This is a genomic window from Streptomyces sp. NPDC005811 (assembly GCF_040630405.1).
Taxonomy (GTDB): Bacteria; Actinomycetota; Actinomycetes; order Streptomycetales; family Streptomycetaceae; genus Streptomyces.
Genome location: NZ_JBEXXK010000052.1, coordinates 59,359 through 75,097 on the forward strand (window position 1 = coordinate 59,359; position 15,739 = coordinate 75,097).

Sequence of the window (15,739 nt, forward strand, 5' to 3'; positions counted from 1 at the left end):
TGCCGGTCATGAGAGGCCCAGGTCGTTGTCGATGAGGGCGAAGATCTCCTCGGCGCCCGCGGATTCGATCCGGTCCTGGAGGTCGCCGCCGTCCTCGTCCGTCCGCTCGGCGGAGGGTTCGCCCGGGCCGTTCCAGCGGGCGGCGAGTGCCAGCAGGCGGGAGGCGATCCGGCCGCGCCGGGTGTCGTCCTCGGCGAGCCCGTCGAGCGCGGCCTCCAGTTGGTCGAGGGCGTCCAGCGTGGGCGTTGCGCCGCTGTCGGCCACGGTCTGCGACCGCAGGTGGCGGGCGAGGACGCGGGGTGTGGGCTGGTCGAACAGGAGGGTGGCGGGAAGCTGGAGCCCGGTGGCGACGCCGAGCCGGTTGCGCAGTTCCACCGCCATCAGCGAGTCGAACCCGAGTTCGCTGAAGGCGCGCTCGGCGTCGACGGCCTCGGCGGAGGCGTGCCCGAGGACGGTGGCGACGTGGCCGCGGACCAGCTGGACCAGCAGCCGTTCCTGTGCGGCCTCGGGGAGGCCGGCGAGTCGGGTGCGCAGGGCGCCGCTGTCCGACGCCGTCCCGCCGTCCCTCTCGTGCGCCTGCCGTGCCAGGGCCTGGGCCTCGGGCAGTTCGGCGAGCAGCGGGGCGGACCGTACGGCGGTGAAGCCGGGGACGAAGCGGTCCCAGGTGAGGTCGGCGACGGTCAGCGCGGCGTCCTCGCGGGCCACGGCCCGGTCGAGAGCGGCGAGCGCGGTGTCCGGGTCGAGCGGCACGACGCCGCCGCCCCGCAGTCGTGCTTCCGCCTCGGGGCCGTCGGCCGCCATTCCGCCGCCGGCCCACGGCCCCCAGGCCACGGAGGTGGCGGGCAGGCCGTCGGCGCGGCGCCGGGCGGCGAGCGCGTCGAGGTAGGCGTTGGCGGCGGCGTAGTTGCCCTGGCCCGCCGAGCCGACCGTGCCGGCGAAGGAGGAGAACAGGACGAACGCCGACAGGTCGCGGTCGCGGGTGAGCCGGTCGAGGTTGCGGGCGGCGGCCAGCTTGGGCCGCAGCACCGCCTCCAGTCGCTCGGGGGTGAGGGACTGGAGGAGTCCGTCGTCGAGGACCCCGGCGGCGTGCACCACGGCGTCGACCGGGTGTTCGGCCAGCAGGGCGGCCAGGGCGTCGGGGTCGGCGGTGTCGCAGGCGGCCAGTGTCACCTGCGCGCCCCGCGCGGCCAGGTCGGCGCGCAGTGCGTCGGCGCCTTCGGCGCCCGGGCCGCGGCGGCCGACCAGCACCAGGTGGCGGGCGCCGCGTTCGGCGAGCCGCCGGGCGATCCGGGCGCCGAGTGCCCCGGTTCCGCCGGTGATCAGGACGGTCTCGCCCGCGCAGCTCCACTCGGGGGCGGGGGCGTCGGACGGCCGGGCGTGCACGAGGCGGCGGGCGAGGACGCCGGCGGCCCGTACGGCGGTCTGGTCCTCGCCCGTGCCGCCCGAGAGCAGGGCGGCGAGCCGTTCCGCGGTCCGCCCGTCGAGGTCGGCGGGGAGGTCGACGAGACCGCCCCAGCGTTGCGGCTGTTCCAGCGCGGCGACCCGGCCCAGGCCCCAGGTGGCGGCCTGGGTGGGCGCGGTGACGCTCTCCCGGTCGGTGGCGGCGACGGCGCCGACGGTGGCGGCCCACAGCGGGGCGCCGATCTCCAGGTCGCCGAGCGCCTGGGTCAGTGCGAGCAGCGCGGCCAGGCCGGCCGGGGTGGCCGCGTGGTCGGCGGTGGCCGCGGGCTCCTCGTCGAGGGCCAGCAGGGACAGCACGCCCCGTACGGCGTCCGGTTCGGGGAGCTTGCGCAGGTCCTCGACGAGCGCGGCCCGGTCGGTGAGGGCGCAGTCCACGGAGAGCTGCGCGATGTGCGCGCCGTGCGCGGTCAGGCCGTCGGCGAGCGCGGCCGTCCAGGGGTCGTCGGCCCGGGAGGCGGGCACGGCCAGCAGCCAGGTACCCGAGAGCGCCGGTGGCGGGCCGTCCGGCACCGGACGCCAGACCACCGTGTAGGCCGAGGAGTCGAGCGCGGACCGCTCCCGGCGGCGGCGCCGCCAGGACGACAGCGCGGGCAGGAGTTCGCTGAGCGGGGTGTCGTCGGCGAGGTCGGGGCGGTCGGTCAGCTCGCCGAGGTCGCCGCGCTCGACGGCGGCCCAGAACTCGTCGTCGACGCGGCCGCCGTCGCCCGGTGCCGCGGGGCCCGTGGGCCTGGCCGCCGCCGGCCAGTAGCGGTCGCGCTGGAAGGCGTACGTCGGCAGCTCCACCGTGCGGGCCGGTCCGGTCAGTCCGGTGGGCGCGGCGGCGAGGCCGTGCACGTGCAGGGTCGCGGCGGCCAGCAGGGCGGCGACGGGCTCGGGCCGGCCCCGGCGCAGGACGGGGACGGCGACGACGGACCCGGCCGGCTCCTGCGGGCCGTGGGGCGCGGACTCCCCCAGGGTGTCGAGGGTCATCGCGGTCAGCGAGCCGTCCGGACCGAGTTCCACGAACGTGCCGACGCCGTCCTCGCTCAGGCGGCGTACGCCGTCCGCGAAGCGCACGGTCTGCCGCACATGCCGCACCCAGTGGCCGGGCGAGGTCAGTTCGGCCTTGGTGGCCCGGTCGCCCGTCACATTGGAGATGACCGGGATCGCGGGCGTGTCGTAGCGCACGCCGCGCGCGACCTCTTCGAACTCCGCAAGCATCGCGTCCATATGCGCTGAGTGAAACGCATGGCTGACCCGCAAACGCCTAGTCTTTCGGCCCAGTGCGGCGAAATGGTCGGCGATGTCCGACACGGCGTCCTCGTCGCCGGAGACCACCACGGCCGTGGGCCCGTTGACGGCGGCGACCGCGATGCGCCGGTCGCGTCCGGCGAGCAGGGGCGCCACCTCGTCCTCGGACGCCTGTACGGCGGCCATCGCGCCGCCCTCGGGCAGCGCCTCCATCAGCCGGCCGCGCGCCGCGACCAGGGCGCACGCGTCGGGCAGGGACAGCACTCCGGAGACGTGCGCGGCGGACAGTTCGCCGATGGAGTGCCCCATCAGCGCGTCCGGCGCGACCCCCCACGAGCGCACCAGTGCGTACAGCGCCACATGGACGGCGAACAGGGCGGGCTGGGTGTAGGCGGTGCGGTCCAGCAGCCCGGCCGGCTCCGTGCCCTCGGGTGCGAGGACGACGTCGGCCAGCGGCACGTCGAGGTGCGGGGCGAACGCGTCGCAGACGCGGTGGAAGGCCTCGGCGTACGCCGGGAACCGGTCGAGGAGTTCCCGGCCCGTGCCGGGACGCTGCGAGCCCTGCCCGCTGAACAGGAACGCGGTGCGGCCCCGTGGTCCGGTGCGCCCCCGCACCACGGCTGCGGTGTCTTCGCCGCGGCCGAGCGCGGCCAGCGCGGTCAGGAGTTCGGTGCGGTCCTCGGCGACCACCACGGCCCGGTGCTCGAAGACCGCGCGGCCGGTGGCCAGGGAGTGCGCCACGTCGGCGGGGCCGGGCTCCGGGTCGGCGGTCAGCCGGGCGCGCAGCCGCTCGGCCTGCCCGCGCAGGGCGGCGGCCGATCGTCCGCTCAGCGGCCAGGCGACCGGTCCCCCGGGGTGCGGGGGCTCGGCGCCGGTCTGCCGCTGCTCGCCCTCCTCCAGGACGACGTGGGCGTTGGTGCCGCTGATGCCGAACGACGAGACGGCGGCGCGCCGCGGCCGTCCCGGACGCGGCCAGGGCGTGGACTCGGCGAGCAGCTCGATGTGTCCGGCCGTCCAGTCGACGTGGCTGGTGGGCCGGGTGAGGTGCAGGGTGCGCGGCAGTGTCCCGTGCCGCATGGCCAGCACCGTCTTGATGACGCCGGCGACTCCGGCGGCGGCCTGGGTGTGTCCGATGTTGGACTTCACCGACCCGAGCCACAGGGGCTGTTGACGGTCCTGGCCGTAGGTGGCGAGCAGGGCCTGGGCCTCGATCGGGTCGCCGAGTTTCGTGCCGGTGCCGTGCGCCTCCACCGCGTCGACGTCGGCGGGGGTGAGCCCGCCGGCCGCCAGCGCGGCACGGATGACGCGCTGCTGCGAGGGACCGTTGGGCGCGGTGAGTCCGTTGCTCGCGCCGTCCGAGTTGACGGCGCTGCCCCGGACCACGGCGAGCACCGGGTGGCCGTTGCGGCGGGCGTCGGAGAGGCGCTCCAGCAGCAGGATGCCGGCGCCTTCGCCCCATCCGGTGCCGTCGGCGTCGTCCGAGAAGGCCTTGCAGCGGTGGTCGCCGGCGAGCCCGCCCTGTCGGTCGAACTCGGCGAAGGCGCCGGGTGTCGCCATCACCGTCACGCCGCCCGCGAGCGCCAGATCGCACTCGCCGGACCGCAGCGACTGGGCCGCCCAGTGCAGTGCCACCAGGGAGGACGAGCAGGCGGTGTCCACGGTGACCGCCGGGCCTTCGAGGCCCAGCACATAGGCGACGCGGCCGGAGGCCACGCTCGCGGCGTGCCCGGTCAGGAGCTGTCCCTGGGCGTCCTCGGGGACGTCGTGCGCGGCCGAGCCGTAGCCCTGGTAGTTCGTGCCGACGAACACGCCGGTACGGGAGCCGTGCAGGGCGCGCGGGTCGATCGCGGCCCGTTCCAGCGCCTCCCAGGAGATCTCCAGCAGCAGTCGCTGCTGCGGGTCCATCGCCACGGCCTCGCGCGGCGAGATCCCGAAGAAGTCCGCGTCGAACTCGGCGGCGTCGTAGAGGAATCCGCCCTCGACGCCCTCCGCGTGCCAGCCGCGGTCGGCGGGCGGCGCGCCGATCGCGTCGACGCCGTCGGCGAGCAGCCGCCAGAAGTCCTCCGGGCCGCGCACCCCGCCGGGGAACCGGCAGCCGATGCCCACGATCGCGATGCGCGCGTCGTCGTCGGCCGTGTCGGCGGCCCGGCCGGCCGTGCCCGTGGCACCGGTCGCGGCGGCCGCGGCCGGGGGGCGGGTGTCGAGGATTTCGGTGCCGAAGAGTTCGGTGCCGATGTGGCGCGCGAGCGCCTGCGGCGACGGATAGTCGAACACCAGGGTCGCGGGCAGCCGCAGTCCGGTCGCCGCGTTCAGGCGGTTGCGCAGTTCCACGGCGGTCAGCGAGTCGATGCCGAGGCCCCGGAAGTCCCGGGTGGCCTCGACGGTGTCCGGGCCGGAGTGCCCCAGCACCAGGGCGGTCTGGACGCGTACGAGGTCCAGGACCGCCGTCTCCCGCTCCGCCTGTGCGAGGGGCGCCAGCCGGGTCCGGAAGCCGTCCCCGGCGGCGTCGGCCGTGGCCGCCGTGCGCCGTGCGGGGGCGACGGCGAGTCCCCGCAGCATGGCGGGCAGCGCCGCGACCGCCTGACGGTCGCGCAGCACGCGCCGGTCGAGCGCGATCGGGACGAGGACGGACTCGGTGCGCCCCAGGGCCGCGTCGAGGGAGCCGAGGCCTTCTTCGACGGTGAGCGGCCGCATGCCGCCGCGTGCCATGCGCCGCAGGTCCGCCTCGGTCAGCTCGGCGGTCATGCCCGCGCCGGGCGCCCACGGGCCCCAGGCGAGGGCGGTCGCGGGCAGGCCGGCGGAGCGGCGCCTGGCGGCGAAGGCGTCCAGGAAGGCGTTGGCGGCCGCGTAGTTGGCCTGGCCCGCGCCACCGAAGGTACCGGCCACCGAGGAGAAGGCCACGAACGCCGACAGGTCGGCGTCACGGGTCAGCTCGTGCAGATGCGCCACCGCGTCCGTCTTGGGCCGCAGGACGTGCGCCAGGCGGTCGGGGGTGAGGGAGGCGACCACGCCGTCGTCCAGGACGCCCGCCGTATGCACCACGGCAGTCAGCCGTCGTCCGGCAAGAACCCCGGCGAGCTGCTCACGGTCCGCGACGTCCACGGCCGCCACCTCGACCTCGGCCCCCAAGTCCGTGAGTTCCGCGACGAGTTCGCGGGCCCCCGGGGCTTCGGGGCCTCGACGGCCGGCCAGCAGCAGGTGCCGGGTTCCGTGCTCGGTGACCAGGTGGCGGGCCACCAGGGCGCCCAGGCCGCCGGTGCCACCGGTGACCAGTACGGTCCCCTCCGGGTCCAGCGGCGCGGGAACGGTCAGCACCACCTTGCCGACGTGCCGGGCCTGCGACAGATGGCGGAACGCGTCCGGCGCCTGTCGTACGTCCCAGCAGGTGACCGGCAGGGGCTGGAGTGCTCCCGACTCGAACAGGTCGACCAGGTCGGACAGCATCCGCCCGATCCGCTCCGGACCGGCGTCCCACAGGTCGAAGGCGCGGTAGGTCACGCCCGTGTGCTCGGCGGCGACCGCGTCGGCGTCCCGGACGTCGGTCTTGCCCATCTCCAGGAACCGGCCACCACGCGGCAGCAGCCTCAGCGAGGCGTCCACGAACTCACCGGCCAGCGAGTCCAGTACGACGTCCACGCCACGACCACCGGTCGCCGCCAGGAACGCCGTCTCGAACCCGGTGTCGCGGGACGAGGCGAGGTGCGTGTCGTCCAGGCCCAGCTCCCGCAGCGTGTCCCACTTGCCGGCACTCGCCGTGCCGAACACCTCGGCGCCCCGGTGCCGCGCCAGCTGCAGGGCGGCCATGCCCACGCCGCCGGCCGCCGCGTGCACCAGCACCGATTCGCCGGCCCGCAGGCCTCCGAGGTCGTCGAGGGCGTAGTACGCGGTCAGGAACACGAGGGGCGCGGACGCCGCCTGCGCGAACGTCCAGCCGGACGGGATGCGGGCCACCGTCCGGGCGTCCGCCACCGCCACCGGCCCGAAGGAGCCGGAGAACAGTCCCATCACCCGGTCACCGATCGCGAGCCCCGACACCTCGGGGCCGACCTCGGTCACCACACCGGCGCCCTCGAGACCGAAGTCCTTCGCGTCGCCGGGGTACATGCCGAGCGCGTTGAGCACGTCACGGAAGTTCACGCCCGCGGCCCGCACCGCGATACGGACGTGGCCGGGGGCAAGTTCTGCCTGCGCCTCCGGGACGGGCCGCAGCGCCAGTCCCTCCAGGGTGCCCTGCTCCGCGATGTCGAGCCGCCAGGCCGACTCCCCGACGGGAGGCATGAGTTCGCGGTTTTCGGTGGCCCGGCCCAGGCGGGGGGTGAACGGGGTGCCGCCGCGTACGGCGAGCTCCGCCTCACCGGAGGCGAGCGCGGCCGGGACGATCTGCCATGACGCGTCGGCGCCGTCCACGTCGAGCAGCGCGAACCGCCCCGGGTTCTCGGCCCGGGCCGCCCGCACCAGACCCCACACCGCGGCGAGGGCGGGATCGGGGGCCGTCGCGTCGAGCGTGACCGCCCCTTCGGTGACCAGCACGAGCCGGGCGCCTTCGAAGCGCTCCTCCGTCAGCCAGGCACGCACCAGTTCCAGCACATGAGCGGTGGCCGTGTGCGCTGCCCCCGCGCTGTCTCCGGCCGGGGAGGCCACGCGCACCAGGGAGTCCGCTCCCGCATCGACCCCAGTCGTCGGGAGAGCGGTCGGGAGAGCGGTCGGGAGAGGCTGCGGCAGTGGTGCCCGAGCGGCCGACGCGGTCGCCTCCAGCGGCAGCGGCGTCCAGTCGACCCGGTGCAGCAGTCCGGCGTGCGGGGTGTGCGCGGTCCCGGCGGCCGGTGCCGTGAGGGCGCGCAGGGTGAGGGATCCGATGGTCGCGACGGGTGCGCCGGAGGGGTCGGCCAGGTCGAGGGCGACCGATCCGCTCCCGGTGACCCGCAGGCGGGCCTGAAGCCGTGCCGCACCGGTGGCGTGCAGGGTGACGCCGGTCCACGAGAAGGGCAGGCCCGGGCCGGACGCCTCGTCGGCGGCGCCGGGCGCCGGGGCCGCTCCGAGGGCGTGCAGCACCGAGTCCAGCAGGGCGGGGTGGACGCCGTAGCGGCGGGCGTCGGGGGCGGCCTCGTCGGGGAGGCCCGCCTCGGCGAAGAGGTCGTCGCCGCTCCGCCGGACGGCGGTCAGTCCGCGGAAGAGCGGGCCGTAGGACAGACCGGTCCCCGCCAGCCGCTCGTAGAGGGAGTCCGTGGGGATCTCGACGGCGTCGGCGGGCGGTCGGCCGTCCGCTTCCGGGGCCGGCACGGCGGCCTCGGGCAGCAGGGTGCCGCTCGCGTGCTGGGTCCACGGCTCGTCGTCGGGCCCGTCGCTGTCGGAGCCGGCCGCGGGGCGGGAGTACACGCCGATCTCGCGGCGTCCGGCGGCGTCGGGGGCTCCGACGGTGACCTGGAGCCGGGCGGCTCCGTGGGCGGGCAGTACCAGCGGCGTCCGCAGGGTGAGTTCCTCGACCTGAGCGCAGCCGACACGGTCGGCCGCGTGGAGGGCGAGCTCCAGGAAGGCGGTGCCGGGCAGCAGGACGGAACCGGAGACCACGTGTTCGGCCAGCCACGGCTGGAGCTGGGCGGAGAGCCGTCCGGTGAAGACCGCGGCTCCGCTGTCCGCGAGGGTGACGGCGGCGCCGAGCAGCGGGTGGCCGGCGGCGGACAGACCGGCCGCGCGGAGGTCGCCGAGGTGGCCGCCGGACGGGCGCGGCCAGTAGCGGCCGTGCTGGAAGGCGTAGGTGGGCAGCTCGACGGGACGCTCGGCCGGGAAGAACGCGGACCAGTCGACGTCGGCGCCGTGGGCGAAGAGCGTCGCGGTCGCCGCGAGCAGGGTCGCGGTCTCGGGGCGGTCGGGGCGCAGGGCAGGGACGGCGACCGGTTCGCCCTCGGTGAGCGAGCCGTGGGCCAGGGCGGTGAGGGTGCCGTCCGGGCCCAGTTCCAGGAACCGGGTGACGCCCTCGGCCTCCAGGGCGGCGACGGCGTCGGCGAAGCGGACCGACCGGCGGACATGGCGGACCCAGTACTCCGGGGAGCACAACTCCTCGGCCGCGGCGGCCGCACCGGTGACCGTCGAGACGACGGGCAGGAGGGGCGGCTCGTACGTCAGACTCTCGGCGACCTTGCGGAAGTCGGCGAGCATCGGCTCCATCAGCGGCGAGTGGAAGGCGTGACTGACCCGCAGCGCGGTGACCTTGCGGTCCTGGGCGCGGAAGCGGGCGGCGATCTCCTCGACGGCCTGCGAGGCGCCCGCGACGACAACGGCCCGGGGACCGTTGACCGCCGCGATCCCCACCTCGTCACCGAGGAGGGGCAGCACCTCGTCCTCGGCGGCCTGGAGCGCCACCATCGCACCCCCGCACGGCAGAGCCTGCATCAGCCGGCCCCGCGCCACCACCAGACGACACGCATCCGCCAGCGACCAGACCCCGGCGACGTGCGCCGCGGCGATCTCACCGATCGAATGCCCTGCGAGGACATCCGGGCGCACACCCCACGACTCCAGCAGCCGGAACAGCGCCACTTCGAGGGCGAACAGGGCAGGCTGGGTGAACTCCGTGCGGTTCAGCAGCTCGGCGTCTCCGCCGAAGACCATCTCCCGCAGCGGGCGCGGCAGTTCCGCGTCGACCTGCGCGCACACGGCGTCGAAGGCGTCCGCGAAGACAGGGTGGGCCTCGTACGCCTCACGCCCCATGCCGAGCCGTTGTGCTCCCTGTCCCGCGAAGAGGAACGCGGTCCGGCCGTCGGCCCGCGCGCGGCCGGTGACCACGTCGGCGGCGGACTCGCCCAGGGTCAGGGAGGTGAGCGCGGAGACCAGTTCCGCGCGGTCTCCGCCCAGGATCACGGCGCGGTGGTCGAGCGCGGTACGGGTGGTGGCGAGGGAGAGGCCGAGGCCCGCGGCGGTGAGCCCGGGCCGGGCGTCGGCGTGGGCGAGGAGTCGTACGGCCTGTGCGCGCAGGGCGTCCTCGGACGCGCCGGAGAGCACCCAGGGCAGCGGGCCGCCCGTCCCTGTTCCCTTCGGCGCGGTCTCGTGCGGCTGTGCGTCGGCGGCCGACGGCTGGTCGTCCCGGGGCTGTTCGACGATGACGTGGGCGTTGGTGCCGGAGACGCCGAACGCGGAGATTCCCGCGCGGCGCGGCCGGTCGCCGCCGGGCCACCGCGTGGTCTCGGTGAGGAGTTCCACGGCGCCCGTCGACCAGTCGACGTGGGTGCTGGGGGTGTCGGCGTGCAGGGTGGCCGGGAGCCGGCCGTGCCGCATGGCCAGCACCATCTTGATGACACCGGCGACGCCGGCGGCGGCCTGGGTGTGTCCGAGGTTGGACTTCAACGAGCCGAGCATCAGCGGCTGTTCGCGGTCCTGGCCGTAGGCGGCGAGGAGGGCCTGGGCCTCGATGGGGTCGCCCAGTGTCGTCCCGGTGCCGTGCGCCTCGACCGCGTCCACGTCGGCCGGGGCGAGGCCCGCGTCGGCGAGGGCGGCACGGATGACGCGCTGCTGGGCGGGGCCGTTGGGGGCGGTGAGGCCGTTGGAGGCGCCGTCCTGGTTGACGGCGGAACCGGCGACCACGGCGAGTACCGGATGTCCGCTTCGGCGGGCGTCGGAGAGCCGCTCGACGACGAGCACGCCCACGCCCTCGGCCCAGCCGGTGCCGTCGGCGTCGTCGGAGAAGGCCTTGCAGCGGCCGTCCGCGGCGAGGCCGCGCTGGCGGCTGAACTCCAGGAAGGCGCCCGGGGTGGACATGACGGTGACGCCGCCCGCCAGCGCGAGGTCGCACTCGCCCGCCCGCAGCGACTGCACGGCGAGGTGGAGGGCGACCAGGGAGGACGAGCAGGCCGTGTCGACGGTGAGGGTCGGTCCTTCGAGGCCGAGGACGTAGGCGATACGGCCGGAGACCACGGCGGCGGCGTTGCCCGTGCCGAGGTAGCCGTCTCCGGCGTCGGGTGTGCTGAGCAGCAGGGCGGGATAGTCCTGGCCGTTGGAGCCCATGAACACGCCGGTGCGGCTGCCGCGCAGGGCGCCCGGGGCGATGGCGGCGCGTTCCAGCGCCTCCCACGAGGTCTCCAGCAGCAGCCGCTGCTGCGGGTCCATGGCGACGGCCTCGCGCGGCGAGATGCCGAAGAAGGCGGGGTCGAAGGCGCCGACGCCGGTGAGGAATCCGCCGTGCCGGGTGTAGCTGGTGCCGGGTCGGCCCGGTTCGGGGTGGTAGAGCGCGTCGAGGTCCCAGCCTCGGTCGGTGGGGAACTCGCTGATCGCGTCCCGTCCGGCGGCGACCAGCTCCCACAGGTCGTCCGGGCCGGTCACGTCGCCGGGCAGGCGGCAGCCCATGCCGACGACGACGATCGGGTCGTCGGCCGCGCGGTCCCCGCGTGCCGCGCCCCCCGTGCCGTCGGGGTGTGCGGACGGGGAGTCGTCGAACAGTTCGCCGTGCACGAAGGCGGCGAGGTCGACGGGGGTGGGGTGGTCGAAGACGAGCGTGGCGGGCAGGGCCAGGCCGGTCCCGGCGGCGAGGCGGTTGCGCAGTTCGACGGCGGTGAGGGAGTCGAAGCCGGAGTCGCGGAAGGCGCGCCGGGTCTCCAGCAGCCCCGCGTCGGTGTGGCCGAGGACGGCGGCGGCGTGGGTGCGGACCAGGTCCAGGAGTGCGCGGACGCGTTCGGCGGCCGGGTGGCCCGCGAGGCGGGCACGCAGGGCCGCGCCCGCTCCGTCGTCGTCCGCGGGGGCCTGGGCGGCGTGCAGCGCGGCCCGTGCCTCGGGCAGGTCGGTGAGCAGGGGGCTGGGACGGGTGCTGGTGAAGCCGGGGGCGAACCGGGACCAGTCGACGTCGGCGACGACCTGACCGGTGACGTCCTGCTGCAGGACGCGGCGCAGCGCGGCGAGCGCGGTGTCGGGGTCGAGGGCGGTGAGACCGCGTCGTCGCAGGTACTCCTCGGCGTCGCCCTCCGCGGCCATGCCGCCCTCGGCCCAGGGGCCCCAGGCGACGGAGACGGCGGTGGCGCCGCGGGCGCGCCGCTGTTCGGCCAGGCCGTCGAGGTAGGCGTTGGCGGCGGCGTAGGCGCTCTGGCCTCCGCTGCCCCAGACGCCGGCGATGGAGGAGAACAGCACGAACGCGTCGAGCGGGCGGTCGCCCTGGGCGCGCAGCACCGCGTCGAGGTGGGCGGCGCCGTCCGCCTTGGCGGCGAGGACGGAGTGCAGGCGGTCGGCGTCGAGGTCGGGCAGCGGGCGGGTGTCGGTGACGCCGGCCGCGTGGACGACGGCGTCCACGGTGTGCCGGGCGAGCAGCTCTTCGACGGCGGCACGGTCGGCGATGTCGCAGGCCTCGACGGTCACGCGGGCGCCGAGTGCGGTGAGCGTGTGCGTGAGCTCGGCGGCACCGGGTGCGTCGGGACCGCGGCGGCCGGTCAGCACGAGGTGCTCCGCGCCCTGCTCGGCGGCCCAGCGGGCGACCCGGGCGCCCAGCGCGCCGGTGCCGCCGGTGATCAGGACGGTGCCGCGGGGCCGCCAGCCGCTCCCTCCGTGCTGGGGGGCGGCCGGGTCGTCGGCGTGCAGCAGGCGTCGTACGAAGACTCCGGAGGCACGGACCGCGAGCTGGTCCTCGTCGCCGGGGTGGGCCAGCACCGCGGCGAGCCGGGCGGCGGCCCGCCGGTCGACGGTCGGCGGCAGGTCGACGAGGCCGCCCCACCGGCCGGCCGATTCCAGTGCGGCCACCCGGCCCAGGCCCCAGAGCGCGGCCTGCGCCGGCTCGGGGGCGGCGTCGGAGCGTGCGGTGGCCACCGCGCCGCGGGTGGCGAGCCACAGCGGTGCGGTCACCTCGGCGTCGCCGAGCGCCTGCGTCAGCCGGACGGTGCGCAGGAGCGCATCCGCCGAGGACCGCTGCCCGTCGCCGGTGGGGTCTTCGTCGGCGGCCAGGGCGAGGACGCCCGTGAAGGTGCCGAGGCCGGCGAGCCGGGCGGCCAGCGCGGCGCGCTCCTCGTCGGGGGCGTACTCCCACAGCACGGGCTCGGCTCCGCCCGCCCGCAGCGCCTCGGTCACGACGGCCGCCGGGGAGCCGTCGGCCACCCCGGCGGGGGCGGCGACGAGCCAGCGGCCGGTGAGCGGGCCACCGGCGGTCGGGTCGAGGGGCTGCCAGGCGACGCGGTAGCGCAGCCCGTCCACCCGGCCGAGCTCACGCCTGCCCCGCCACCAGGACGACAGGGCGGGTACGAGGGGACGCACGAGCCCTTCGTCGACGTCCAGGGTGTCGGCGAGGGCGGCGATGTCCTCGTCCTCCACGGCCGTCCAGAAGCCCGCGTCCCCGCCGCCGGTGTCGCCGGCGGTCGCCGCGCCGGGCGGGGTGGGCTCCAGCCAGTACCGTTCACGGCGGAAGGCGTACGTCGGCAGGTCCACGCTCCGGGCGCCGGTCCCCGCGAAGACGGCCGGCCAGTCGACCGGTGCGCCGTGGGCGAAGGCGCCGGCGACCGCGGCCATCACGGCGGCGGGCTCGGGCCGGTCCTTGCGCAGGCTGGGCACGGCGAACGGCGGGTCGCCCTCGAAGCAGTCCTGGGCGAGGGCGGTGAGGGTGCCGTCGGGGCCCAGCTCGACACAGCGGGCCACCCGGCGCTTCGCCAGCAGCCGTATGCCGTCGGCGAACCGGACGGGCTCACGCACGTGCCGGACCCAGTAGTCCGGCGAGCACAGGTCGGCCGGGCGGGCGGTCTCGCCGGTCACGCCGGAGACGAGCGTCAGGCGGGGCGGGTGGTAGGTGAGGGTCTCGGCGACCTCGCGGAACTCCTGGAGCATCGGCTCCATCAGCGGGGAGTGGAAGGCGTGGCTGACCCGCAGGGCCGTCACCTTGCGGTCCAGGGCGCGGAAGTGCGCGGCCGTCTCCTCCACGGCGTCCGCCGCGCCGGAGATCACCACCGCGCGGGGGCCGTTGACGGCGGCGATGCCGACCCGGTCGTTCAGCAGGGGCAGCACCTCCTCCTCGGTCGCCTGGAGCGCGGCCATCGTGCCGCCCTCCGGCAGTGCCTGCATCAGACGGCCGCGTGCCACGACCAGCCGGCAGGCGTCCGCGAGGGACCACACGCCGGCGACATGGGCGGCCGCCAGCTCGCCGACGGAGTGGCCCAGCAGGAACTTCGCGGTGACGCCCCAGGACTCCAGCAGCCGGTACAGGGCGACTTCGAGCGCGAACAGGGCGGGCTGCGCGTACGCGGTGCGGTGGAGCCGGTCCGCGTCGTCGCCGAAGACGATCTGCCGCAGGTCGAAGGGCAGTTCGGCGTCGACTGCGTCGAACGCGGCGGCGAAGACGGGGTGGGTGTCGTACAGTTCGCGGCCCATACCGGGCCGTTGGGAGCCCTGCCCGGCGAACAGGAAGGCGGTGGCGCCGCGCGTGGTGCGGCCCCGGACGGTCGCGGGGCCCGCGGAGCCCTCGGCGAGCGCGGCCAGTTCCCGTACGGCGCTGTCGTGGTCGGTGGCGAGGACGACCGCCCGGTGCTCCAGGGCGGCCCGGGTGGTGGAGAGCGCGTGGCCGACGTCCAGGGGGCGCGGCGGCTCGGTCCGGTCCCGCAGCCGGGCCAGGAGCCGGGCGGCCTGCGCCCGGACCGCCTCCTCGCTGCGGGCGGACACCGGCCACGGTACGACGGGCAGGGTCCGTGGCTCGGCGGCGGGGGCGGCCGGCTGCGCGGCGGGGTCCGCCGGTTCGGCGGTGGGGGCCTGCTCGATGACGGCGTGCGCGTTGGTGCCGCTGATGCCGAACGACGACACACCGGCGCGGCGCGGGCGGCCCGCCGCCGGCCAGTCGACCGGTTCGGTGAGCAGGCGTACGGCCCCGGCCGACCAGTCGACGTGCCGGGACGGCTCGGAGACGTGCAGGGTGCGCGGCAGCACGCCGTGCCGCATCGCCTCGACCATTTTGATGATGCTGCCGACGCCGGCGGCCGACTGGGTGTGCCCGATGTTCGACTTCAAGGAGCCCAGCCACAGCGGCTGTTCGCGGTCCTGGCCGTACGCGGCGAGGAGGGCCTGGGCCTCGATGGGGTCGCCGAGCGAGGTGCCGGTGCCGTGCGCGTCGACGGCGTCCACCTCGGCGGGGGCGAGTCCCGCGTTGGCGAGGGCCGCGCGGATGACCCGCTGCTGGGCGGGGCCGTTGGGGGCGGTGAGGCCGTTGGAGGCGCCGTCGGAGTTGATCGCCGTGCCGCGGACCACGGCCAGGACGGGGTGGCCGAGCCGGCGGGCGTCGGAGAGCCGCTCCACGAGCAGCATGCCGGCGCCCTCGGCCCAGCCGGTGCCGTCGGCGTCGTCGGAGAAGGCCTTGCAGCGGCCGTCGGCGGCCAGTCCGCGCTGGCGGCTGAACTCGTAGAACATCGCGGGGGTGGCCATCACGGCCACGCCGCCCGCGAGCGCCAGGTCGCACTCGCCGCGGCGCAGCGCCTGGCACGCCCAGTGCAGGGCGACGAGCGAGGAGGAGCAGGCCGTGTCGACGGTGACGGTCGGCCCTTCCAGCCCCAGGGTGTAGGCGATGCGGCCGGAGGCGACCGAGGTGGCGTTGCCCGCGAGCAGCAGGCCCTGCACGCCCTCGGGGAACTCGCTCACGCCGGCGCCGTATCCGGAGGTGGCGGCGCCGACGAAGACGCCGGTGCTGCTGCCGCGCACCGAGCCGGGGGCGATCCCGGCCCGCTCGAACGCCTCCCAGGAGATCTCCAGCAGCAACCGCTGCTGCGGGTCCATCGCCAGCGCCTCGCGCGGCGAGATCCCGAAGAAGTCCGCGTCGAACCGGGACGCCTCGTGCAGGAAGCCGCCGCCGAGCGCGTAGAAGGTGCCGGGGTGGTCGGGGTCGGGGTCGTAGCCCGCCTCGACGTCCCAGCCGCGGTCGGCGGGGAACCCGGAGATGGCGTCCCCGCCCTCGTCGACGAGCCGCCACAGCTCTTCCGGGCTGTCCACCCCGCCGGGGTAGCGGCAGCTCATCGCCACGATCGCGACCGGCTCCCGGTCGCGTGCCTCCGCGTCCCGCAACTGCCGGCGGGTCTGCCGCAGTTCGGCGGTCAACCGCTTGAGGTACTCG

General features: G+C 76.3%; 1 pseudogene. It reads right to left on the reverse strand.

The features are described 5' to 3' along the window. Nucleotides 1-6: 6 nt before the first annotated feature. Nucleotides 7-15,738, reverse strand: a pseudogene (locus ABZ490_RS40290) (type I polyketide synthase); the annotation flags it as partial. Nucleotide 15,739 lies beyond the last annotated feature (1 nt).